This is a genomic window from Bradyrhizobium diazoefficiens USDA 110 (assembly GCF_000011365.1).
Taxonomy (GTDB): domain Bacteria; phylum Pseudomonadota; class Alphaproteobacteria; order Rhizobiales; family Xanthobacteraceae; genus Bradyrhizobium; species Bradyrhizobium diazoefficiens.
Genome location: NC_004463.1, coordinates 7,054,500 through 7,074,929, shown reverse-complemented (window position 1 = coordinate 7,074,929; position 20,430 = coordinate 7,054,500). Strand labels below are relative to the sequence as shown.

Annotated in this window: 18 protein-coding genes; 12 read left to right on the top strand and 6 right to left on the bottom strand. The window is 61.8% G+C overall.

The features are described from left to right. Nucleotides 1-27: 27 nt before the first annotated feature. The 5 genes from BJA_RS32525 (at nucleotide 28) to BJA_RS32505 (ending at nucleotide 4,979) form a co-directional block, all read left to right on the top strand. Nucleotides 28-1,158: an FAD-dependent oxidoreductase gene (locus BJA_RS32525; RefSeq protein WP_063921525.1), complete on the top strand. Its 1,131-nt coding sequence runs from the start codon at nucleotides 28-30 to the stop codon at nucleotides 1,156-1,158. 79 nt (nucleotides 1,159-1,237) lie between these two features. Further along, nucleotides 1,238-2,401, top strand: a complete 1,164-nt coding sequence (locus BJA_RS32520) for an MFS transporter (protein WP_063921524.1) — start codon at nucleotides 1,238-1,240, stop codon at nucleotides 2,399-2,401. Nucleotides 2,402-2,426: 25 nt separating this feature from the next. Next, nucleotides 2,427-3,005: a cupin domain-containing protein gene (locus BJA_RS32515; RefSeq protein WP_063921523.1), complete on the top strand. Its 579-nt coding sequence runs from the start codon at nucleotides 2,427-2,429 to the stop codon at nucleotides 3,003-3,005. Then, the gene (locus BJA_RS32510; RefSeq protein ID WP_011089162.1) at nucleotides 3,002-4,036 is read left to right on the top strand and encodes a fumarylacetoacetate hydrolase family protein; all 1,035 of its coding nucleotides are present in this window, start codon (nucleotides 3,002-3,004) and stop codon (nucleotides 4,034-4,036) included. The genes BJA_RS32515 and BJA_RS32510 overlap by 4 nt, the downstream gene beginning before the upstream one ends. Before the next feature lie 4 nt (nucleotides 4,037-4,040). After that, on the top strand, nucleotides 4,041-4,979 hold the full coding sequence (locus tag BJA_RS32505) for an NAD-dependent epimerase/dehydratase family protein (protein ID WP_011089161.1): 939 nt from the start codon (nucleotides 4,041-4,043) through the stop codon (nucleotides 4,977-4,979). Between the two features lie 265 nt (nucleotides 4,980-5,244). Here BJA_RS32505 and BJA_RS32500 read toward each other — a convergent pair whose 3' ends face one another. The 5 genes from BJA_RS32500 to mdlC form a co-directional block, all read right to left on the bottom strand. Continuing rightward, nucleotides 5,245-6,423, bottom strand: a complete 1,179-nt coding sequence (locus tag BJA_RS32500; RefSeq protein ID WP_011089160.1) for a 4-hydroxybenzoate 3-monooxygenase — start codon at nucleotides 6,421-6,423, stop codon at nucleotides 5,245-5,247. Between the two features lie 55 nt (nucleotides 6,424-6,478). Further along, on the bottom strand, nucleotides 6,479-7,003 hold the full coding sequence (locus BJA_RS43300; RefSeq protein ID WP_082901095.1) for an MFS transporter: 525 nt from the start codon (nucleotides 7,001-7,003) through the stop codon (nucleotides 6,479-6,481). Continuing rightward, nucleotides 6,958-7,890, bottom strand: coding sequence for an MFS transporter (locus BJA_RS32495; protein ID WP_236842115.1), 933 nt, complete (start codon nucleotides 7,888-7,890; stop codon nucleotides 6,958-6,960). Before BJA_RS32495 ends, BJA_RS43300 begins: the two co-directional genes overlap by 46 nt. Nucleotides 7,891-8,150: 260 nt before the next feature. Continuing rightward, a complete protein-coding gene (locus BJA_RS32490; protein ID WP_011089157.1) occupies nucleotides 8,151-9,602 on the bottom strand; it encodes an aldehyde dehydrogenase in 1,452 nt (483 codons plus the stop codon). Between the two features lie 20 nt (nucleotides 9,603-9,622). After that, complete coding sequence (mdlC, locus tag BJA_RS32485; RefSeq protein ID WP_236842114.1) at nucleotides 9,623-11,335, bottom strand: benzoylformate decarboxylase; 1,713 nt, start codon at nucleotides 11,333-11,335, stop codon at nucleotides 9,623-9,625. A 35-nt stretch (nucleotides 11,336-11,370) separates the two neighbouring features. Between mdlC and BJA_RS32480 the strand changes: the two genes are divergently transcribed. The 7 genes from BJA_RS32480 (at nucleotide 11,371) to BJA_RS32450 (ending at nucleotide 19,255) form a co-directional block, all read left to right on the top strand. Next, on the top strand, nucleotides 11,371-12,264 hold the full coding sequence (locus BJA_RS32480; RefSeq protein WP_197535733.1) for a LysR family transcriptional regulator: 894 nt from the start codon (nucleotides 11,371-11,373) through the stop codon (nucleotides 12,262-12,264). Nucleotides 12,265-12,484: 220 nt separating this feature from the next. Beyond that, nucleotides 12,485-13,213, top strand: a complete 729-nt coding sequence (locus BJA_RS32475; protein WP_011089154.1) for a helix-turn-helix transcriptional regulator — start codon at nucleotides 12,485-12,487, stop codon at nucleotides 13,211-13,213. Nucleotides 13,214-13,351: 138 nt separating this feature from the next. Further along, the gene (gene iaaH / locus BJA_RS32470) at nucleotides 13,352-14,761 is read left to right on the top strand and encodes an indoleacetamide hydrolase (RefSeq protein WP_063921522.1); all 1,410 of its coding nucleotides are present in this window, start codon (nucleotides 13,352-13,354) and stop codon (nucleotides 14,759-14,761) included. After that, on the top strand, nucleotides 14,715-15,983 hold the full coding sequence (locus BJA_RS32465) for a substrate-binding domain-containing protein (protein WP_236842113.1): 1,269 nt from the start codon (nucleotides 14,715-14,717) through the stop codon (nucleotides 15,981-15,983). Before iaaH ends, BJA_RS32465 begins: the two co-directional genes overlap by 47 nt. A 14-nt stretch (nucleotides 15,984-15,997) precedes the next feature. Continuing rightward, nucleotides 15,998-16,852 (top strand): branched-chain amino acid ABC transporter permease, encoded by an 855-nt coding sequence (locus tag BJA_RS32460; RefSeq protein WP_011089151.1) that lies wholly within the window; start codon nucleotides 15,998-16,000, stop codon nucleotides 16,850-16,852. Next, a complete protein-coding gene (locus tag BJA_RS32455) occupies nucleotides 16,830-18,563 on the top strand; it encodes a branched-chain amino acid ABC transporter ATP-binding protein/permease (RefSeq protein ID WP_011089150.1) in 1,734 nt (577 codons plus the stop codon). Before BJA_RS32460 ends, BJA_RS32455 begins: the two co-directional genes overlap by 23 nt. Beyond that, nucleotides 18,560-19,255: an ATP-binding cassette domain-containing protein gene (locus BJA_RS32450; RefSeq protein ID WP_011089149.1), complete on the top strand. Its 696-nt coding sequence runs from the start codon at nucleotides 18,560-18,562 to the stop codon at nucleotides 19,253-19,255. Before BJA_RS32455 ends, BJA_RS32450 begins: the two co-directional genes overlap by 4 nt. Nucleotides 19,256-19,312: 57 nt before the next feature. Here BJA_RS32450 and BJA_RS32445 read toward each other — a convergent pair whose 3' ends face one another. Continuing rightward, entirely contained in the window at nucleotides 19,313-20,308 is a 996-nt protein-coding gene (locus tag BJA_RS32445) for a helix-turn-helix domain-containing protein (protein WP_011089148.1), read from the bottom strand. Nucleotides 20,309-20,430: the final 122 nt, after the last annotated feature.

Below are 20,430 nucleotides of genomic sequence, written 5' to 3'. Positions count from 1 at the left end.
GGCGCGAGTTTCGAGAGGAGGGACACCTTGGCGGTGGTTCGTAAGGTATTGATAATCGGCGGCGGATTTTCCGGCATGGCTGCGGCCATCCAGATGCGCAAGGCCGGTATAGACGTCGATCTCGTCGAGATTGATCCCAACTGGCGTCCTGAAGGAGCCGGCATCACCGTGAATGGTCCGACTTTGCGCGCGCTCGAGACGATCGGAGTCTTCGACGAATTCGCAAGGCGCGGGTTTACCTCCAGCGGCGTCGATCTGTTCACCCCCACCGGGCAAAAGATCGGCGAGATCCCGACGCCTAAAGTCGCAGGCTCGGACGTTCCCGGCGGTGGCGGGATCATGCGGCCGGAACTGGGACGAATTCTCGCCGATGCCACCCGTGGAAGCGACGTCTCGGTTCGTGTCGGGTGTACCTACACGGCGATCGAGCAGACGGGCGATCAGGTCACCGTCGCGTTCACCGACGGGACGACCGATACCTACGACCTCGTCGTCGCCGCCGACGGCGTCCACTCGAAAACGCGCGAACGTTTCTTTCCGGAGGTCAAGCCGCCGCAATATATCGGACAGGGCGTCTGGCGCACGGTTCTGCCGCGACCGGCAGAGATCGTGCGCCCGCGGATGTGGCTCGGAGGCACCGTCAAGGTCGGCGTCAATCCAGTCAGTCAGACGCACTTGTACATGTTCATCACCGAGGCGCGGCCGGAAAAGACAAATCTCGATCCGGCCACCTTCCCCGATCTGGTGACGTCCATGCTGAAGTCGTTTCCTGATCCGATAGTCCAGTCGCTCATTCCCCACGTTTTCGCCGCCGAGGCCGCGATCGACTATCGACCGCTCGCCAACCTTCTCGTGCCGGCACCGTGGAATCGCGGGCGCGTCATCCTGATCGGCGATACGGTCGCGGCGACAACGCCGCATCTGGCGTCCGGCGCCGGCATCGGCATCGAGAGCGGCATTATTCTTGCGGAAGAGCTGGCGAAGGCAGCAACCCTGCAAGACGCGTTCGACGGTTTCCATGCACGGCGCTGGGAGCGTTGCCGCATGGTCATCGAAAATTCCGAGAGGCTCTGTCGGATCGAGATGGAGAACGGCGACAAGGCCGAGCATGCGAGGATCATGCGGGAATCCGTCATGGCCCTGACGCAGCCGATCTGAATTGCGGAGAGGCGCTCGCAGCCTCTCGTCTCGCTGCCGTCGCGCCGAAAGACGAATCACAAATGAAGGGGGAATGGGAATGCAATCGACAACGGAAAGCTGGTCAGGCCGTCTTCCACTAATGATGGCGCACTGCGCCGGCATGGTTGACCTCGTCGCCTTGCCGGTCTGGGTCGGCGCCCTGATCGCGCAGTACAAGTTCTCGCCTCAGCAGGCGGGCGGGCTTGCTACGCTGTTCCTGATCGGCGCGGTGCTCAGCAGCCTGTTCTTTGCACCGCGCTTCAACCGGATGAACGCGCGGCTGGCAGTAATCGGCGGCTTCGCGCTCGCGGCGCTGGCCTTCTTCGCCGCGGCCTGGGTCGCGGATTTCCCGACGCTTGCCGTGCTGCATGCGCTCGCGGGCGCTGCGGCTGCCTGCGGGCTCAGCTTCACGCATGGGACGATCGCGCGTAGCGGCAATCCGCATCGCCTGTTTGCGATCGTCGGCATGGCGCTGGGCGTCTTCGCGATCGTGTTCCTCGGCGCGACGCCGAATCTGATCGCCGCGTTCGGGGGGCACGCCCTGTTCGCGGTGTTTTCGGCTGTCATGGCGGCCGCCGCGATTGTTGCCGCGATTTCGTTTCCTGCGGCTGTCGTTCGTGACGAGAGCCTGATCGCCGACGTCAGTCATCTCCCCCGAGCTGTGTGGTTTGGCGTCGCCGGGGTGAGCTGCATGGCGCTGACCCAGGCGATGATGTTCAGCTTCATCGAGCGCATCGGGATCGACAGGGGTTTCGGCACGGAGGCGATCACCGGCGTACTGATCGCGCTCGGCCTGGTCAATCTCCTGCCGGCGCCGCTCGCGGCTGTCCTGGAACGGAAAGTCTCGGCGAGAACGGTGGTACTCGCGGGGCCGGTCTGCCAGGCGGTCATCGCGGTGGCGATCACCTTCGGCAGTGGCTTTGTTGTCTATGCGATCCCAACGGCGCTGTTCGCTGCCGTGATGATCTTCACGCACACCTTCGCCTTCGGCCTGCTGTCGCGGCTCGATCCGACGGCGCGCGCGCTTGCGGGGACGCCGGCCATGCTGATGATCGGAGCCGCGGTCGGCCCGATCCTCGGCGGCACGCTGGTTCAGTCATTCGGCTATCAGGCGCTGGGGCTTGGTGCGATCGCCATCTCGTCCGTCGCGGTCCTGCTGTTCTCGAGAGTGTTTGCCACGAGCGCAGGAGTCGCAGGCCCGCAATCCCTCGAAGTCGCCTGATCCCGAAGAGAATTGAGGAATGACAATGTCGCTTGCACCAATTCGCCGTGTCGTGACAGGTCACGATGCGCATGGGGACGCCGTGATCGCAACCGATGACGCTCTGCCGACGGTGGTCGAACTCGCCGCAATTCCGGGGACGATCTTTCACGAGGTGTGGAGCACGGCTGCAACGCCTGTTTCCATCGACAATGGACCTGACCCGACGATCGGCGCCTTGCGCCTGCCGCCACCGACGCACGGCACCCGCATCCGCTTCGTCGATATCCCGCCCGACACTGAGGACTTCCTCAAGCACGGCGCAGCGCGGATGAAGGAAGCGTTCAGCCAGGTTGGCGACGTCCACGCATCGACCGTTCGGCCCGACTCGCCGCATCCGTTGATGCATCGCACCGAAACCGTCGACTATGGCATCGTCATCTCAGGGGAGATCACGCTGGTGCTCGACAAGAGCGAAGCGAACCTGAAAGCCGGCGACGTCGTGATCCAGCGGGGCACGAACCATGCGTGGGCCAACCGAAGCGGCAAGCCGTGCCGAATGCTGTTCATGCTTGTCGATGGACAATTCAGCGACGAAGTCAAGCCGTCGAGGGCTGGCTCGTGAAACTTGCAACCTATGACGACGGAACGATGGACGGCCAACTGGTCGTCGTCTCAAGGGATCTTCAGCAAGCGGCCGATGCGCGCGCGATCGCGCCGAATCTCCTGACGGCGCTCCGTCGCTGGCAATCGGTGGAGGTGCCCCTGCGCGCCCTCAACGAACGGCTGGATGACGGCCGCGCGGATGATGCCATGCCGTTCGATCCGGCGCGCTGCCTCGCTCCGCTGCCGCGCGCACCGCAATGGTGCGATGGATCGGCATTCCTCAATCACGGGCGGCTGATGGACCTTGCCTTCGACAAGCCACCGATTCCGGATTTCGAGACGATCCCGGTGATGTACCAAGGCGCGAGTGACGATCTTCTCGGGCCGCAGGCCGACGTGCCCTTTGTGACTGAGGTGGACGGAATCGATTTCGAGGGCGAGTTCGGAGTGATCGTCGACGAGGTGGTGATGGCGACGCCGGCCACGGACTGCTGCATGCGCATCCGGCTACTGGTACAGATCAACGATTGGAGCCTGCGCAACATCGGCGCGCGCGAGGTGCGAACCGGATTTGGTTTCCTCCAGGCCAAACCTTCTACGAGTTTCGCGCCAATCGCTGTGACGCCGGACGAACTCGGCGACGCCTGGCGTGATGAACGCGTCGACATGCAGCTTGGCATTTGGCGCAACGGGGAGCGGATCGGCGCGGCCTCGGGCCGCGAAATGGCGTTCAGCTTTGCCGATCTCATCGCCCATGCCGCGAAAACGCGCCGTCTCACGGCCGGAACGATCATCGGATCGGGAACCGTATCGAACGCCGATCGCTCAGTGGGCTCGAGCTGCCTTGCGGAGGTGCGGGCCATCGAAATGGTCGACCATGGCGCGGCCAGGACGCCATTCCTGAAATTCGGCGATCGCGTATCCATGCAGGCACGCTTCGCCGACGGGCGGGACGGACCGTTTGGTCGGATCGATCAGAAGGTCGTCCGCGCGGACGAGCGTCATGAGTCCGTGGCCCCGTCTCGCTCGTCTGATCGCGGCAGCATGTAGATCGATGCGGATTCTGGTGACCGGAGCCGGGGGATTCATCGGCAGCGCGTTGTTGAAGTCGCTGATGGGCAACCCCGCTGCGCCCGAGATCGTCGCAATCGACCTCGCCGAGCGGCCGACTTGGACTGCAGCAGATCGCGTACGCTGGATTTGCGGCGGGGTCGACGATTGTGCCATCATGGACGAGATCTTTCGCGACGAATTCAATCTTGTCTTTCATCTCTCGAGTGTCCCGGGAGCGCTTGCGGAAGCCGATCCGCGGCTCGGACGTCGCGTCAATCTCGACGCTTCGCTCGATCTGCTGGAGCGACTGGCGGCGACGTCTTGCTGCCCTCGCGTGGTCTATGCCAGCAGCATCGCGGTCTACGGCCCGAGCTCCGGTCCTGTCGGTTCGCGAACGCCGCCGCGTCCGGCGATCTCCTACGGCGCGCACAAGCGCATGGTCGAGATCGCCCTGGCCGACCACAGCAGGCGGGGCGAGATGTCGGGCATTTCGGTGCGGCTGCCCGGCATCGTAGCCCGACCGGGACCGGCGAGCGGTTTTGGTTCCGCCTTCATGAGCGAACTCCTGCAAGCGCTCGCAGCCGGCGAGCCCTATTGCTGTCCGGTATCGCCGAGCGCCACCATGTGGTGGCTGTCCGTCGCCCAGGCGGTGAACAACCTCATCCACGCCGGTGCGATCGCCCATTGCGGTGCAGTTCAGCTTCCGGCGCTGCATCTCACCATAGAAGAGGTCGTCAAAGGGTTTGCTGAGACCTGCGGAGCGGAACAAGCGTCGCTCGTTCAGTATCGTCCGGATGTCCGCATCGAGGCGACATTCGGCCGCTTCCCTGAACTGGACGTCGCCGACGAGCGCGAGCTTGGCTTCACCGACGACGGCTCGGTCGCGACGCTGTTCAGGAATGCGCTCACACAAACAAATTGGGCCTCCATGGAAGAGTGAGCGACATGCAAAGAGACCCCGCGGCGCAAAAGGACTTTGAGCGGGCTTTTACCGGCGGCGAAATTCCATTTCGGGCCGTAGCTCGAACGGTGGGTTTTGGCCTAGGAATGTCGAAAATGCTTTATCTTTCAAAAGGGATTGACTGACACTCTCTCTGCCATTTGCTCGATCTTGTACGCCAAGCTGCGATTTCATGCGCCTTGGTCCGTTAGTCGTGCCGAATCTCAATGCTAGATCGCGTTGTCAGATCGTCGATTGCGGGGCTTCATGCCAACGGCATGCCTACATAGTTTTCGGCGAGAGTTGTCGCGGCCGCCTTGGACGAGGTTACGAGCTCAAGCTCCGCGAGTTGGCGCTTCAAGTCGAATTCGGTGCCCTCGTGGAACCAGTGTAGCATCGACGTCATCCACCATGAGAAGTGCTGGGCGCGCCACACGCGGCGAAGTGCTGTGCTCGAATAGGCATCCAAGAGCGTAGTTGACCGTTTGGCGTAGTACGAGGCCAACGCTCGGGCAAGGACGTACACGTCGGCCGCGGCCAAGTTCAAGCCCTTGGCGCCGGTCGGGGGGACGGAGTGGGCTGCGTCGCCCGCAAGGAATAATCGCCCATGTTGCATCGGCTCGCAGACGAAGGAGCGAAGGGGGATGATCCCCTTCTGAAAGATCGGGCCTGTCTTGAGCTCGAATCCGTCTCCGCCCACTCGTGTCTGCAATTCGTTCCAGATCCGATCATCGGACCAGTTATCGACGCTGTCGGTGGGGGCGCACTGGAAGTACATGCGCTGTATGTTCGGAGATCTCGTCGAGATCAGAGCAAACCCGCGGTCGTGGTGAGCGTAGATCAGCTCTTCAGATGACGGGGGCGCCTTGGCCAGGATCCCGAACCAACCGAATGGGTAAACACGGAAATAGTCGCGGCGGACCAAATCTTCCGGTATGGCGGCGCGACTTGCACCGTAACCGCCGTCACACCCGGCGACGAAGTCGCAGGACAATTCGCGCGTCTCGCCTTGCTTGGTGATGAATCGGACGACAGGCTGATCAGAGGTGAGGCCGTCGATGCTGGTTGCTTTGGCCTCGAAATGAATCTGGCCGCCCGTACGCAAGCGAAGCGCGATCAGGTCTTTCAGAACTTCGTGCTGCGGGTAAACGGTGATCGTGCGGCCATTCGCCAAGTTCTGAAGATCGATGCGATGTCCGTGGCCGGCGAAACGCAACTCGAAGCCCCCATGCACGAAACCCTCGCGCTTCATGCGATCTCCGGCGCCAATCTCGGTCATCAGATCTACGGTCGACTGCTCGAGCACGCCGGCCCGGATCGTCTGCTCGATCTCGGCCTGCGACCGGCTTTCAATGATGATCGACTCGATGCCGCTTAGATACAACATATGAGAGAGCAGGAGCCCCGCTGGACCAGCTCCGACAATACCTACTTGTGTTCGCATTGAGTGTTCCTCTCGGAATGTTCCGAATGTGTCGAGCGGCTGCCGCCGCCTCTGGTCATGTTTTGCGCGCGGGGATGTGGCGACCAACGACAGCGAGTGAGAGGGTGAGACCGATCATGGCGACGCCCAGCATCAGGAGATAGCCGTCCTTTCCGCCGACCGTGATCACCGTTGCACCTGCAAAGGCACTGAGAATGGCTCCAAGCCGGCCAAAGGCGAGGGCGGAGGCCGTGCCCGTGGCCCGGACTGAGGTCGGGTAGACATACGCGCACACGGCATACATGGTCGACTGCACCGCATTGGCGAAGAAGCCCTGCACACCGAACCCCGCTATCAGAATGCTTGCCTCCAGAGCGATGTTCACGCGGGTCAGGTAAAGCGCGGTGGCGGCGCCGAGGAAGCTGCACAGCAGCAGCGGCCAACGGGAGCCATACCGGGTGATGGCCATGGCGCATGTCAATGCGCCGAGCACGCCTCCGAAGTTGTAGGCCGTCAAACCGGACCCCGCGATCGCGACGTCCAGCCCTTCGGACGTCAGCATCGTCGGCAGCCACGTGAAGGCGCTATATACGGCAAGCAAGTTGAGAAAGAAGGCGCACCAGAGCGCGATCGTGTCGCGGGCCCGGCCCTTCTCGAACAATGCAAGAAAGCCCTCGCGTTTGTCGATCCTTGCTCGCCCAAATCTGTGAAGACAATATCGGCTGTAACCGGTCGCGACATGCGCCCGACGAGCCGGCGCAGCTCAGCCCAACGCGCCGGCCGGCGCACCAGAAAGCGGGGCGTCTCCGGAAGAATAAACAGCATAATGAATCCGAGCAGTACGGCCAGAGCCCCGCCAAGAAAGAACAGGGCTCTCCAACCGAGATTCGGCAGGACCATGCCGGCGAACAGGCCGGCGAGCATGCCTCCAAGCGGGACGCAGACGATGGTCGCGGTAATGGCGAGCGTCCGCCGACGCTCAGGTGTGAATTCCGCCGCAACGGTGGTGGAGCTCGGCAAGGCGCCGCCAATGCCGAGTCCCGCAATAAATCGCAGTGCGCCGATATGCCAGAGGTTGGCTGCGAAGCCGATGCAGAAGGTTGCCAGCCCGAAAACCATCACGCTGACGATCACGGCACCGCGTCGTCCGAACCGGTCAGCGAGGAGGCCAGCGAAGGCGCTCCCAATTCCCATTCCGACCAGCCCGGCGGCAAGGGCGGGAGCAAAGTCGCCGCGCGTAACGCCCCATTCCTTGATCAGAACTGGCACGGCGAAGCCGATCAGCTGTCCATCGAACCCGTCCATGATGATCGACAGAGCGGCGATGAAGACGACGATTTTCTGAAGGGCGGTCCAGGGGCCATTATCAAGGAGCTGCCCGATGTCCAGGGAGGGATATGCGCCGTCGCGGCTGCCGTTCACCTCACCAGGGGGGCGAGTTGGGCTGGAGCCGGTTGCCGCGATGTGCGGAGTGGACAAGGGGCCCATGGGGTACGACTCTGTCACAACTTCCCTCCCTGTTGTTTTGCATCGATGTGTTGGATCAGAGTGGCGTCCGATCGGGTTCCGAAAGGACTACCGCCGAACAGGGGTCCCTTCGCGCCGGAGCCGAGAATGCGATTCCATGGCGCTCTAGCTGTTGGTCTGACATCCTGCGCTGCCTCTGGACGAGCTTCGCCGTGCCTCCCCAGCAATGCTGAGGGAAGCGGCGTCACTTCATTGGAGATTGAGATCGGGCTCGCGCCTGATCAGAACGGATAATGTCGTTCGCTTGTCTGAATGGTCATCCAGCGGGTGTCTGTGAACTCTGCGACTCCAGACTTGCCGCCAAATCGTCCGTACCCGCTGTCCTTGACCCCTCCGAATGGCATCTGGGCCTCGTCATGCACGGTGGGGCCATTGATGTGGCAGATCCCGGATTGAATGCGCGAGGCGACGCGCATGCCTCTCGACGTATCCCTGGTGAACACGGCAGACGACAAGCCGTAGGCATTGTCGTTTGCGCAGGCGATCGCTGCGTCCTCGCCCTTGACCCGAACGATGGGCTTGATCGGTCCGAACGACTCCTCGCTGTAGATACGCATAGCGGATGAGACGTGATCAATCAGCGTGGCCGGCATCAGCGTGGTTTCAGCTTTCCCGCCGCAGAGCAGTTTCGCACCTTTCGCGAGTGCGTCCTCGATGAGGTCGTTGCAGCGCTTGACGGTGGTCATGTCGACGACGGAGCCGAGAACGACAGGGCCCTTTCTCGGATCGCCAAGCGGCAGCTTGGACGCCTTGTCGGCGAGACGGCGCACAAACTCGTCTGCGATGGCCTCGTCAACAATGATTCGTTCGGTCGACATGCAGATCTGTCCCGAATTCGCAAAGGCACCAAATGCCGCTGCGTTCACGGCGGAGTCGATGTCGGCATCATCAAGAACGACGAGTGGCGCCTTGCCTCCGAGTTCGAGGACCGCCGGCTTGAGATACTTCGCGCATGTGGCGGCGATGATCTTTCCGACGCGGGTTGATCCCGTGAAATTGACCCGGCGCACAGTGGGATGCGCAATCATCGCTTCGACGACAGGTCCTGCGTCCGACGGAGCGTTGGTGACGTAGTTGACGACGCCCTTGGGAAAGCCGGCTTCCTTGAACGCCTCGACGATCAGCCCGTGGGTTGCGGGGCACAATTCGGACCCCTTCAGAACGACAGCGTTTCCGCAAGCCAGCGGAAGCGCGATGGCTCGTACGCCGAGGATCACCGGTGCATTCCAGGGTGCCATGCCCAGGACCACACCGGCGGGTTGCCGCACCGCCATCGCAAAGCTGCCGGGCACATCAGAGGGAATGATCTCGCCGCTGATCTGCGTCGTCATTGCCGCGGCTTCAAGCAGCATGCCGGCCGCGAGATGGACGTTGAAGCCGGCCCAGATCCCCGAACCGCCGGTTTCAGCAGCGATGGACGCGGCAAATGCAGGGGCCTTGGCTTCCAGCGCGTGCGCTGCCTTGGTCAGAAGGGCACGGCGCTCCGAGGGACCTGTGGCAGACCAGCTCGGGAAGGCTGCTGCGGCTGCTTCCACGGCTGCAACCGCATCGTCCGCTGTGGCTGCCGGTGCTCGCGTTGCAATCTGGCCATCGAGCGGATTGAGGCGCTCGAACGTGGCGTTACCGGTGGCCGCTCGTTGCTCGCCGCCGACCAACATCGAAATCGTGTTCATGTCTGCTCCCTCGTTGTGTTCTATTTCTGTAAGTCTCTGTCCTCGACCTCGACTTCGACCAGTGTTGGTCGTTTGGACGAAAATGCCTTGACCAAAGCGTCGTGGAGGCCTTTGGCAGTCTCGACATGAATTGCGGAGCAGCCCAAGCCCCTCGCAATCGAGACGAAATCGAGTCCAGGAAGATCGGTGCCTTGAACGTGCTCTTGCGAGCCGAAGCCGAACACGGGCGCGAAGTCTTGCAATGCGGCGTAACGCCCGTTCTTGAGAATGACGAAGGTGACGGGCAGACTAAGTTGTGCGGCGCTCCAGATTGCCTGGATCGAGTAGAGGCTTGAGCCATCGCCCATCAGAGCAATCACAGGGCGGCCCGGCTTTCCGAGGGCCACACCGACAGCCGCCGGCATGCCGTAACCGAGGCCGCCGCTGTCCATCGTGTAGAAGGCTTCGCTCTGCGTGATGGGCAAGTGCGCCTGCATCACAGACCTGGCGCCCGGCGCTTCCTCGACGATGATGCCATCCGCGGGCTTCATGTCCGCTATGGTTTGCATCACGAAGGCCGTTGAGAGCGGTGTCGTCGGCTCCACTCGCCGCGCGATGGTGCGAGCAGGAGGAGTGACGCGGATCGGTGGCGTCGCACGCGCCAGAAGATCCAGGAGGCCGAGCCGCACGCTGCCGACCGCAGCCATTCCCTCCGGCGTCCATGCCGCGGTCTGGGGATCGTCGGTCAGCTGGAACAGCTCGGCTCCATCTGGCAGATGCGGACCGAACCCCTCAACATGATACGAGAACGCCGGCGCGCCGATCGCGAAGACAAGATCGTGTCCGTCGAGCAGCCGGACGATCTTCTCGCGGATCGCCGGCAGGAACCCGGCGAACAATCGGTGGTCCTCGGGGAAGCTGCAGCGGCCGGACATCGGCGCAGTGAAGACTCGCGCATTGTGCGCTTCGGCGAGCTGACGGACCTCGTTGAAGGCCCCGTCGCGATCAGCGGCCGCTCCGACGACGAAGGCCGGCCGCTTGGAACGATCGAGCGCGCTTCCGATCTGGTCGAGGATGGCTGGATCGGGGCGGACTTGCTGGCTGACCGTGCGTGTTGGCAAATACTCGGCAGGTCGATCCCAATCGTCCACGGGCACCGAGACCAGGACGGGCCCGCAAGGTTGCGTCATCGCGATATAGTAGGCGCGCGCGATGGCATGCGGAACGTCCTCGGCACGTGCCGGCTCGATGCTCCATTTCACATAGGGCTTCGGAAGCTCTGTAGCTTCTCTGGAAGCGAGAAACGGATCAAAAGGCAGGATAGAGCGGGCCTGCTGGCCGGCCGTGATGACGAGGGGCGTCCGGTTCTTGAACGCGGTGAAGATGTTGCCCATCGCGTTGCCGACGCCGGCCGCCGAATGCAGGTTGACGAAGGCGGCGTTGCGCGTTGCCTGCGCAAAGCCGTCGGCCATGCCGACCACAACGGCCTCCTGGAGTCCGAGAACGTAGCGGAAATCGTCAGGGAAATTGCGGAACAACGGCAATTCCGTCGATCCCGGGTTGGCGAAGACGGATGTCATGTTGAGACGACGCAGCAGATCGACGACGGCGTCGCGCACGGTCGGCGCAGTCACGCGTCGTTGTTCGAACGTATCCGTCCCAGTGGCCATATCGTTCCCATCCCGGTTTTTTGTCGCTCGGACACTAGGGGAGGGACGCCGTTGCCAAGAATTGAAAAAAAGGGGAAAAGCCATTACACTTGGTTATGGCCCTAAGCATCGAACAGCTGATGACCTTCACCACGATCGTCAAGGCAGGGAGCCTTGGCCGGGCGGCTGCCCTGTTGAACATGACACAGCCCGCGCTGAGCCGGGCAATCAAACGGCTGGAGCAGCAACTTGGGGCCGAACTGTTCGAGCGCCACTCCAAGGGCATGCAATTGACAGATATCGGAAGGGCCTTCTTACCGCACGCGACTTCGCTGCATGTCGAGGCCAAGCAAGCGCTGGAGGAAATTCAGGCGCTGCGGGGTGCGGCGAAGGGGACCGTTCGAGTCGGGGCGGTGGCGAGCATCGCGAGTTCGATCCTACCGCCCGCGATCGAGCGTACCTTGACCAAATGGCCTGGGCTTCATTTTGAAGTCTTTGAAGGCGTCTGGGACTTGTTGGCAGCGAGTTTGTCGAAGCACGAGATCGATCTTGCCTTGGGCGCCGAAGCGCCGGACACGGACGAAATCGTTGCAATTCGTGATTGCTGCTGGGAGGACACGAGCCACGTGATCGTTGCGTCCGGGCACCCTCTCAGGCGCCGTCGAAAGTTGACGCTCGCCGATACGCTCCACGAGAAATGGACGATCCCGCCGCCCGGCACCGGACCGCATCAGCACGTCGAGCGTGTGTTCGCCGAGCAAGGCCTAGGCATGCCCGATGTGATCGTCAGAACACGCTCGATCACGGTGCTCAAGAGTCTTGTCGTCGATTCCGGGTTTCTCAGCTGGATGGCAGAGCCGATGTTCGAGCCGGAGCGGCGCGCCGGTCTCATTGCTCCCCTTTCGATCGCCGGGGTCGACGGGAGGCGAAAGCTGGTGGCGTTTCGCCGCCGGCGGGGTCTTCTGGCCGTTCCGGCGGTGAAGCTGCTGGACGAGTTGAGGCGGCTGACGTCGACAGGAAGCCGTAAACGCTGACCGAAAGTCCGGACAACAGCCCTAACGAGTTGCGACAGCAGCTAAAGAGGTTTGTGATGCAATGGTTTAGATACCTGTCCTGTTAGTAGAAAGTGGGTAGCTTCGAGCTTGGGACGCACGCCGGGTTGGGCTGTCCTGAATTAATCCCTTTATCGGTACCCCCGCCTCTGCCTATGATGGCAAGAAAATTGCTTCGGTCGCCGGGAGGAGGGAAAGATCGATGAACCGCGTCCGCGACATTGTTTCGCAAGACCTGAAGCTGTTCGGTGACATCGTCGTGCGACTTCAGCGCATGGACCCGGGCGCCGACCTGAGGCAATCAATCCTTCCGGACCTGCTGCGGCTGCTGCGCGCCGACTTCGTCGCATCGTATGTCTGGCGGTCGGAAAGCGCGAATTTCCAACACGGCGTCTCGCTCAACATGGATCCGCAGAATCTGAAGCGCTACGACGACTGGTTTCAGTTCCACGACCCGATGACTGCCAAGCTTCGCCTGCGCCGTCGCGCATCGTTCGTTGAAGAGGTGTTGTCTCGCCGCGATATGATCCGTACCGAGTTCTACAACGACTTCCTGGCACGAGATGGCCTGCATCATGGCATCAACATGTATGTCTTCGACGGCGATCGCGACCTCGGTGACTTCAGGATTTGGCGCGCGGCGGGTCGCCCGGATTTCGAAAGTCGCGAGATCGACCTTCTTACCGGTCTTGAGCCGTTCCTGCGCGGCGCGATGTTGCGGGGCATGCATAGGTACGAGGACTTGACCGCGCGCGAAAGCGACGTCGCGAACTTGGTCGCGAGGGGCTGCACGGATCGAGATATTTCGCGGTTGCTCAATATCGGCTTTGCGACCGTGCGCACGCACATCAACAACGCGATGCGGAAGCGCTGCTGCGCCAACCGTGCCGAACTTGCGGCCCTGGTGGCAGGCGAGAAGCCGATCAGCTGAACTGCAGCCGTCTCTGACTGTTTCGAATCGCGGTCGCGCTGGGCTCATGCTGCAGCGCGGCTCCACATTTGTGTTGATACCGTCTCCGGCGCAGACCTCCTATCAATCGTCTCCTGGAAGCAATTTCTGGGGGTGGCGATGAAAAATCTGCACGAATTGGGCGTGGTGGAGGCCGCTGCCGCGATCCGCTCGGGCGAGGTCACCGCGGAGGCTCTTGCTTCCGCGCTGCTGGAGCGTGCGAGGACGTTCAGCAGGCTGAATGCATTCGTCACGCTCGATGCCGACCAAGTCATGGCGGCAGCTCGGCGCGCCGATCAACAGAGACAGGCTGGCCAGGCGCTTGGATCGCTCCATGGAGTGCCGATCGCATTCAAGGACAACATCAATACTGCTGACATGCCTACGACGGCCGGTACGCCCGGATTGCGCGCACACAGGCCCAGAACGGACGCGCCGGTTGTCAAAGCGCTGAAGGCTGCCGGTGCGATTCCGTTCGGTAAAACCGGAATGCACGAGTTGGCGTTTGGAATCAGCTCAAACAACTCGGCGTTCGGAGCCATCAGGAATCCATTTGGAGATCGCCACATACCGGGAGGCTCGAGCGGAGGTTCTGGTGCGGCCGTGGGGGCGCGGCTGGTTCCGGCCAGCATCGGCTCCGACACCGGCGGATCGGTCCGCGTTCCTGCCGCTTTCTGCGGGGTGGCGGGCTTTCGGCCAACGGTGTTGCGGTGGTCGCAGGCGGGCATCGTTCCAATCTCGTCAACGCGCGACACCGCGGGGCCCCTGGCGCGACATGCGGTCGACCTCGCAGCCCTCGACGCTGCTGTGACGAGCGATGCCAATCCCGTCCCAATGAAGCAGCTTTCGGACCTTCGGATCGGTGTGCCCAGGTCATTCTTCTGGGATGACCTGGAGCGGGAGACTGCCAGTATGTGCGAAGCTGATCTCGACGTGCTCAAGCGCGCTGGCATCACCTTGATCGAGGTCGATCTGCACGAGGTTGCCGCGCTCAACAAGGCCGTTTCGTTCACGGTGGCGCTTTATGAAGTTAAGCGTGACCTCGATGCCTATCTACGGGACGAAGGCATCGCTCCGCGCTTTGCCGAGATCGTCGCGGACGTAGCCAGCCCTGATGTCAAAGCTGGTCTCGCTCCTTTGCTGAACCCTGCAACGGCAGTTCCTGTAGAGGCTTATCGGGAGGCCATAGATGTCCATCGACCGAAACTGATCTCTCTCTACCGAGCATGTTTTGCTGAGAATAAGGTCGATGCGATCGTCTTTCCAACGACACCGCTGCCGCCTCCACTCATTGGCGAAAATGATAGCGTGACGCTCAATGGCCGGGCCGTTCCGACCTTTGCAACAGTCATCCGTAATACTGACCCGGGAAGCAACGCAGGCCTTCCCGGCATTAGCCTCCCTGTCGGCCTGACCTCGGCCGGCCTGCCGGTTGGCCTTGAGTTCGACGCTCCCGCCGGCAGGGATCGAGAACTGCTCTCGCTTGCTATCGCTCTGGAGCAGGTGCTTCCGGCGTCACCAACACCCTGACCCGATCGCACATATCGTTATGCCATCATTGGAGGAAAAAGTGCCTACATCAGTCAAGATGACTCGTCGCGACCTCGTCCGCGCCGCCGGCGCAGCGGCCCTTGCGATCGGCGCGCCCGCAATCATTCGCCCGGCTCTGGCCGCGGATGCACTCAAGATCGGCGTTCTCGTCGCCGACTCCGGGCCAGCCGCCTTGTTCGGTCCTGCGCAACGCGCAGCGGCAGAGCTGGGCGCTGCGACCATCAATGCCAAGGGCGGCATTCTTGGGCGTCAAGTCGAAATCGTCTTCGCCGACGCGGGTGCTCCGCCTGCCGAGGTGGCCAAGAGCGCTGTCAAATTGATGCTGAGCGACAAGGTCGAGATGATCTTCGGGTCGCACGACAGCGCTGTCCGGCAGGGCGTGGAGAACGTCGTCAAGGGCAAAATACCCTACGTTTACACGCCCGTGTTCGAGGGCGATGACTGCTCGTCCAACGTTTACTTCCTGGGCGAGGTACCCGAACAGGAGCTGCAGAAGACGCTTCCGAAAATGGTCGAACTCGCCAAGGGGAAGACCTTCTACCTTGTCGGCAACGACTACGTCTGGGCACGCACGACCAATGACAAGGCAAAGAAATACATTGCGGATCTCGGTGGCACCGTCGTCGCGGAGGACTATTATCCGCTTGGCGCGCCGAACAAGTTCGAGAACACGGTGGCCAAGATCAAGTCTGCGAAGCCCGCTATCGTGCTGCAAACTTTGGTCGGCGGTGACAATGTCAATTTCAACCGCACCTTCGCCGACTTCAATTTGTCGGACGATATCGTTCGCCTGTCGTGCCTGCTCGAGGAGAATACGCTGATCGGAATCGGGAAGGATGCCAGCAAGAACCTCTATTCAAGCCTCGGCTATTTCGCGGATCTCGATCTTCCGGAAAACAAGGCCTTCATTGGCGAGCTGACCAAGAAGTATGGCGATAAGGCGCCGCAGCAGTGCACGATCTCCAAGGGCCTTTTTGATGCCTTTGTGTTCGCCGCTGCCGTGACGACCAAGTCGAAATCGCTCGCGGCCAAGGAGTTCGCCGCGGCTGCCGAGGGTGTGCAGTTCGAGACCCCGAGCGGGTCGATGACCATGACGCATCGTCACACCGCGAAGAACATTTTCTTGGCTCGTTGCGAGGGAACGAAGTTCACTGTGATCGACAAGTTTGCAGCTGTACCGACACAGCAGTCCTGTACCTGAAGAGGTCGCTGAGAATGGAAGCTTTGCTCTTCACGCAAGGACTCAACGTCATCTACGAAGCACTGATCCTTGCGATCTTGGTCCTCGGCCTGGCCGTCGTGATGGGCTTGTTGAACGTCCTGAACATCGCGCATGGCGAGTTCATCATGATAGGCGCGTATGCCGCCTACGTGGTGCAAAGGGCAGGCCTTCCATATTTGCTCGCAGTGCCGGCCGCGGCGCTGGTTTGTGGGGCCATCGGCTTTGTCGTGGAGCGATGCCTGATAAGGCCATTGCACTACGAACCGTTCGAGACGCTCCTGGCGACCTGGGGGCTGGGACTGCTGCTTCGCAAGTGCGTCGAGCTTGCGTTTGGCCGCGGTTATCGCAGCGTCGAGATACCAATCGGTGGTTCGTTGAGCCTCTTTGGTGAATCCTATCCAGCGTACCGATTGGTGCTGATGGCGGTCGCCGCCTTGGTACTTGCCGGCCTGTTCATCTGGTACCGCCGCGCTCCGACCGGGGCTCGGATCCGTGCCATGGTCGGCAATCCCGTGCTTGCGGAGGCGGTCGGTATCCAAACGCGTGAACTCGCGCGAAACACCTTCGTCACGGGCACCGCATTGGCAGGTGTCGCCGGCGTCATGGTCGCGCCGCTCACGCCGGTCGAACCATTCATGGGGCTCACTTTCATCGTGAACTCATTCTTCGCGCTGGTGGTCGGCGGAATGGGAACGGTATCGGGCCTGTTCGCTGGCGCGACTATCATCGGTGGTCTGCAAAGCGTTCTATCGGCCGCCGTCAGCCCGACCTCGGCCTATCTTGCGATGCTCCTCATCTCCATCCTCTTCCTCTGGCAGCGACCCCGTGGCCTATTTCCTCGTCCGTAACGTCCTGATACTGGCGTTCCTGCTCCTCATTCCGCCATTCATGGGCGAGTTCTGGGCCTATCAGCTCGGGCTCTATTTCATTTACGGCCTGGCCGCCTTGGGGGTTGGTCTCGCTTGGGGGCAGGCTGGAATCCTGCCGCTCGGGCAGGGAATGTTTGTCGCGATCGCCGCCTACGTCACGGCACATGGGCTGCTCGCTCTCGGCTCGTCGCCGATCGCTTATCTCGCGCTGCCTGCCGCTTGCGTTCTCGTCGCTGTTCTTGCCTTTGCATTCGCTGCTCTGGTGTTTCGAGGGCGGTTTGAGCAGGGCCCGTCATTCTCATTGATGACGCTCGCCTTGACGCTGGCGGCATTTCAGGTGGCGAACGGCTGGAGCAGCGTCACGGGGGGATTCAATGGGCTTCGCAATATTCCGGGCCTGCCCGGCCTGGATGGCTTTCTCGACCTCTACTATCTCATTGCCATTCTCTTGGGGTTGAGCATCGCCGCCGTGGATTACCTCGTGCATGCGCCAATTGGGGTGTTATGGCGGGCAGCCGCCGACAACGAACGGCGGCTCGCCTTTCTCGGTTATGACGTTGCAGTCATCAAGGCAGTAGCGTTTGCGGTAGCGTCCGGTCTCGCCGGACTTGCGGGAGCTCTTTATGCTCCTCAACAAAACCTCGTGACGCCCGATCTTGCAGGCTTTGCCTTCTCTGGTGATCTGGTGATTTTTGCTGCCGTCGGCGGACGTGCCACCGTGCTCGGGCCCGTGATTGGCGCCGTCGTCGTCGGTGTTCTGTCGGCCGAGTTGCGTGACCGCTTCCCTTGGTGGGAGATTGGGATTGCCTTGTTCTTCATCGTCGTCGTGCTTCGTCTTCCTGGCGGACTCATGACCATGTTGGCGCCATTGCGGAGATTCTCATCCGCGAGGACTTCCGTACGAGCCCGATCGACAGCGCCCGAAAAACCGCGCATTTCAACGTCTTTGTCTGTCGCATTTGAGGATGTACGTGTGCGCGTCGGGGATGTGACCATTCTCGATGGCCTGTCGGTGCGCACCGGCGAGGAAGCCGTGCTCTGCGTTATCGGCCCGAACGGTGCCGGCAAGACCTCGACGCTCAACGTCATGACCGGCATGCTGCCGAGGCGAGGTGGCCGTATCGTCATCGACGGAGCGGTCGTGCTGCGGCCGGAGCCGGCGATCGTTGCAAATAAGGGAGTCGCCCGCAAGTTCCAGACGCCATCAGTGTTTCCGAAGTTGACGATCGACGAAAACCTGGCGGTAGCACTCTGGGCCGGGCGTTGGTGTGGGTTCGACCTGCTTCGGCTCGGTCTGTTTGGATGGACCTCGCCGCTGCTCGAAGAGATGCGGGGGCGCTTCCAATTCCTGAATGACGGAACAAGGCCGGCATCTGCTCTCTCCCATGGCGAGCGTCAAATTCTCGAACTCACCATGGCGCTGATCACCGAGCCGCGCATGTTGCTGCTGGATGAGCCCTGCGCGGGGTTGTCGCACGAAGAGACCGCAGCAGTGATCGACGCGATCCAATGGGCGCGAGGCGAACTCAACCTGCGCATCATCATCATCGAGCACGACATGGAACTCGTACGCCGCCTCGCTAACCGCGTGGTCGTGCTGCATCAAGGCCGCTTTCTTGCGGACGGCAGTGTCGAGGAGGTGCAGCGCAATCCGGAGGTTCGCGCGGTCTACGTGGGAGGCTCCCGGTGACAGGCGGCTATTTCGAGATCCAGAACATCTCCGGCGGGTATGGGTCTGGGCGGGTCGTCCGCGATGTCAGTATTTCGATCGGTCGGGGAGAGGTGGTGTGTCTGCTTGGTCGCAACGGCGTTGGAAAATCGACCCTTGCAAAGCTTTCGTGCGGCTTCCTCCGCCCAATGAGCGGAGGAGTGCGGCTCGCAGGCGTTGAGATCACAGGGAAGCGACCGTCGGAGAACCTGACGCAGGGGCTGACCTATTGCCCGCAGGAGAGGGTGGTATTCGATGACCTCACGGTTGCAGAAAACCTGTCGCTGATGCGCACCGATCGCCGGCTCGACGAGTTCGAGCCCTATTTTCGCGCCTTTCCGCGACTCTCCGAACGCCGCGGCCAGCACGCCGGAACGCTCTCCGGCGGCGAGAAGAAGCTGCTGTCCTTTGTGCGGGGCCTCTCGGAGGGATCGGCGATGGCGATCATCGACGAGCCGACCGAGGGGGTTCAGTTCGAGAACGTCGTTCGCATGGCAGAACTCATGCTCGCGCAGAAGGAAGCCGGGGCGTCGTTTCTAGTCGTTGAACAGAACCTGACATTAGTCGATCGAGTGGCCGACCGGATCGTGATCATGGACCACGGAGAAATCGTCTTGAGCGCGGCGGCGTCCGAGCTCGATCGGCGGCAGATTCTCGCGCACCTCACGGTATGACCTGGCCCAAGCAGTTGCCTCGGCTCAAAGTGATGCCAGAGAGGCAACGCGGCGACATCAGGATTGCATCGCCAGACCGTTTCTATAGTCGCGCGGCGCCATACCGAACTTGATCCGGAACGCCTTGCTGAAATGGCTCAGATCGTTGAACCCGTTGTCCATCGCGATCTGGGACACGCCGCGCGCGCGCAGAGCCGGGTCCTTGAGCTGTTCCGCACAGCGATTGAGCCGCCTTGACCATATGTAGCGCGACAACGAGGTCCCCTCGGTTTCGAGCAACTGGTTGATGTATCGTGCCGACAGCTTGAGTTCGGCTGCGATCGTCGACGGTGTCAGGTCGGGATCGTGAACGTTGCGCTCGACCGTCTCCTTGATCCTCATCAGAGCCAGGCTCCGATATTCGGTAAGCGAGGAGGCGCAGGAGTCCGCCAATTCCGCGAGCAGGGCGAGCAGAAGGTCCTTGAAGTTCTGCGATATCTTGAGGCCGGCTGCGCGGCTCGTGAGATGGGGCGCACGATCGACGAGATGCGACAAGTAGCCAAAGACCATTGGCGCGAGCTCGGATCGTTCACCCAAATTGCACGCCGAGAGACGGTTCAGGTGCGGAATCCTGCCGATGCACTGCTCGCGGGGGACCCGAATGGAGGCGAGCTCGAACGCCTCTTGCGAGGAAAGCTTGTACGGTCGCGTTGCGTCACAGAGCGCGCCGTCGCCGGGCTTCAAGTGCGCCAAGCGCCCATCCTGCTCGGCGACCAACGAGCCCGACAGGACGAAGTTGAACACCAGCATCGAGTGGTCTGCGCGTAAGATGCCTTCGGTGCTTCGCTGAGCCACATGGGGAGAAGCCTTGATCCGGCATAGGTCGAGACCATTGATCGGTGTGGAGTGGAAGCTCGCATCGAACTGAGCTTCGCCGACCAGCCGGAAGTCCAGGTCGACGAGGTTGCGGCTCACAACGTCGTGCCAATAGTCGAAGCGCTCTCGCGGCGGAAGGCTCGCCGTCGAGGCGAAGCACGGCTGCATCGCAGCAGCCTTTGTGGCTTCCAGAAGCATCTCTTGATTCCCCTCGATCCGTTACGATGGGGTTCTTGGGTGCCCCTTCGGCGGTCGATCGCTGACAGGATCATCCGCCAGTGTGAAGTTTATTGCTCAATTTCGGGGGCGATCAAGCACGA

Coding starts and splice junctions, on each gene's coding strand:
- BJA_RS32505 (WP_011089161.1), top strand. CDS start 4,041: ATGCGGATTCTGGTGACCGGAGCCGGGGGATTCATCGGCAGCGCGTTG.
- BJA_RS32480 (WP_197535733.1), top strand. CDS start 11,371: ATGACCTTCACCACGATCGTCAAGGCAGGGAGCCTTGGCCGGGCGGCT.
- mdlC (WP_236842114.1), bottom strand. CDS start 11,335: ATGGCTTTTCCCCTTTTTTTCAATTCTTGGCAACGGCGTCCCTCCCCT.
- BJA_RS32520 (WP_063921524.1), top strand. CDS start 1,238: ATGCAATCGACAACGGAAAGCTGGTCAGGCCGTCTTCCACTAATGATG.
- BJA_RS32460 (WP_011089151.1), top strand. CDS start 15,998: ATGGAAGCTTTGCTCTTCACGCAAGGACTCAACGTCATCTACGAAGCA.
- iaaH (WP_063921522.1), top strand. CDS start 13,352: ATGAAAAATCTGCACGAATTGGGCGTGGTGGAGGCCGCTGCCGCGATC.
- BJA_RS32475 (WP_011089154.1), top strand. CDS start 12,485: ATGAACCGCGTCCGCGACATTGTTTCGCAAGACCTGAAGCTGTTCGGT.
- BJA_RS32495 (WP_236842115.1), bottom strand. CDS start 7,890: ATGGGCCCCTTGTCCACTCCGCACATCGCGGCAACCGGCTCCAGCCCA.
- BJA_RS32490 (WP_011089157.1), bottom strand. CDS start 9,602: ATGAACACGATTTCGATGTTGGTCGGCGGCGAGCAACGAGCGGCCACC.
- BJA_RS32515 (WP_063921523.1), top strand. CDS start 2,427: ATGTCGCTTGCACCAATTCGCCGTGTCGTGACAGGTCACGATGCGCAT.
- BJA_RS32445 (WP_011089148.1), bottom strand. CDS start 20,308: ATGCTTCTGGAAGCCACAAAGGCTGCTGCGATGCAGCCGTGCTTCGCC.
- BJA_RS32500 (WP_011089160.1), bottom strand. CDS start 6,423: ATGCGAACACAAGTAGGTATTGTCGGAGCTGGTCCAGCGGGGCTCCTG.